The organism is Acidobacteriota bacterium (assembly GCA_034211275.1).
Classification (GTDB): domain Bacteria; phylum Acidobacteriota; class Thermoanaerobaculia; order Multivoradales; family JAHZIX01; genus JAGQSE01.
In genome coordinates, this window is the sequence record JAXHTF010000371.1 from 1 (window position 1) to 2,047 (window position 2,047).

At 65.9% G+C, this 2,047-nt stretch carries 2 protein-coding genes; both read right to left on the bottom strand.

Annotated features, from left to right (window positions below; translation table 11 throughout):
• Nucleotides 1–999: GTPase domain-containing protein (locus SX243_26095; GenBank protein MDY7096458.1), on the bottom strand; the 999-nt coding region annotated here is incomplete at its 3' end.
• Entirely contained in the window at nucleotides 996–1,946 is a 951-nt protein-coding gene (locus SX243_26100) for a response regulator (GenBank protein MDY7096459.1), read from the bottom strand. The genes SX243_26100 and SX243_26095, both read right to left, overlap by 4 nt.
• Nucleotides 1,947–2,047: the final 101 nt, after the last annotated feature.

Genomic DNA, 2,047 nt, shown 5'->3' on the forward strand with positions numbered 1-2,047 from the left:
TTCTTCGAGGGCGGTCCGGGCGGCCTCGACGCTGGGGTAGCGGTCCTCGGGATGGGAGCGAACTTGCCAACGGTAGGCTCCCTCGGCTGCCCAGGCCCCGTCCTCTTCGGGACGGGCTTCGAGCTCTCGGCCGGACCACGCCCAGATCAGGTGCAGGCGGCCCCGCACCGCGGGCCATAGTTGGGAGCTATGCACCTCGGGCCGGGGCACCGCCGGCTCGGTGGGGGAGGGTCTGCTGGCCGTCTCGGTCTGTCTCTCCGCTTCGAGTACCCGCCGCAATTGTTTTCGGGCCTCACCCTGGCGGGCCTCGTCATCGTCGCTGAGCTCGTCGCCGGTCGATGGAGATTGGCCGGAGCCACCCCGGAGCCAGGCGAGGAGCTCGTCGCTGCCTTCCAGCGCGGGGCCGGAGTGGAGCTCTCCAGTGCTTTCTCGGTGCTCCCGGATGCGGTCGAGAGCGAGGCGCACGGCCTGGAGGAAGGCGCTGCGGATACCTTCGCCGGTGGTGGCGACGCTCTCCACCACCGCTGCTCCGGTGCTTTCGACGGAGCGGCGGATTTCGTCCATGGGGGCGGCGTCTTCGAGATCGCGTTTGTTGGCCTGCACCAGGATGCCCACCGGTGGCCCTCCACGGGCTTCGAGGTGGGAACGGAGCCGCAGCAGATGGTCGCGCAGCTGGGCGACGCCGTCGGGACTGCTGTCGGCGACCACCACCACCGCGTCGGCGAGACCGACCAGCGCCAGACGGCGCTCCTCGAGATTCCGTTGTCCGGGGACCGAGATCACCTGAAAGTGGATGCTCCGGCCTTCGAAGAGGCCGCCGACGTGCTCCATCCAGTCGAAGAGTAAGGTGCGCCCCTCGGCCTCGCCGGGGGACTCCACCGGTCGCTGGAAGGATTCCGCCAACGCCCGCAGGCTGGTGGTCTTGCCCGCCCTCGCGGGACCGTCATAGACGATGCGCAGTTGCAGAGGCTCGTGATCCTGAGCCCGGGCCCAGGTCATGACTCGGGGTCTTGGGCGATCTCCTGGAGCGTCGCCAGCTTGTGGGCGTTGGCCTCCACGGACCGCAGCGTCAAGCTGGCCATGGCGATGTTGAAGTCCTCTCGGCGGAACAGCCCGTAGAGGAAGAAGTCCGGGTGGTCCGGCAGGGGGCGGAGGATTTCGCAGTGGCGGCTACAGACGAAGGCGAGCTCCTCGAGCCCTTCGAGGCTCAGCCGTTCCATGACTTCCGGCTCCAAGAAGAGGGTCTGCTTGCCGCCGGATAGTTTGTGCTCCAGGCTTTCGTCGAGCTGCGGCGGCAGCAAGTGGCTGAGGACGGCACCGGTGCTGCGGGTGGCTACCAGAAGCACCAGCGCGCCGGAGCTCGGCTCCGGCAGGCGAAACTCGGGCTCAATGGGAATGGTCTGGGTCGAGATGTCGTTCGTCGACGGAGGCCCTGCTTCCGTGGCGGGTTGGGCTTCCGCGATGGGCTGGCCATCGAGGAACTCCGTGGTGTCGGCGGTGGCTGCGGCGGAGTCGGTCATGAAGGGCTTTCCAAGGCTACGGCGCGGGTTCTCAACGGGGATTTCCCCGGAGTCAAAAGCGGGGACCGCCAGAGCCCGAGCGACCAGATCTTCGAGGACCGTCGCGTGGACGGGCTTCTCTAGGACTTGAAGGTTGTCGCGGTTCTGTAGATTTTCCATATCGCTGATACCTGCCAAACTGCTGAGCACCAGGGTGGGCAGTTTGGGATAGTGTTGATTCACCTCATCCAACAGCTCGAAACCGTTCATTTCCGGCATCTTCAGGTCGGTGATGAGGAGGTTCGTCTCCTCGATCTCGAGCTGAGCGAGGGCTTCGCGACCGTTGCGGGCGGTGCGGCAGCTCCAAGCTCGTTTTGGCTGATCGAGCAGGCGGTGCAACGCGGCCAGAACGTCCTCGTCGTCGTCGACGAGCAAAATCTTCTTCATCGGATAGCAATCTTCAAGGTCTCGGGCCGGTCCTCTCGAGAGCCGGTTATTCAAAGCCGGTCCTTCGAGGGACGGTGCCGTAGTCCAAAGAGGGGAGACAA

What these genes read in the sequence shown, in the direction of transcription:
- SX243_26100 (MDY7096459.1), bottom strand. Translation starts at nt 1,946, where the DNA reads ATGAAGAAGATTTTGCTCGTCGACGACGACGAGGACGTTCTGGCCGCG.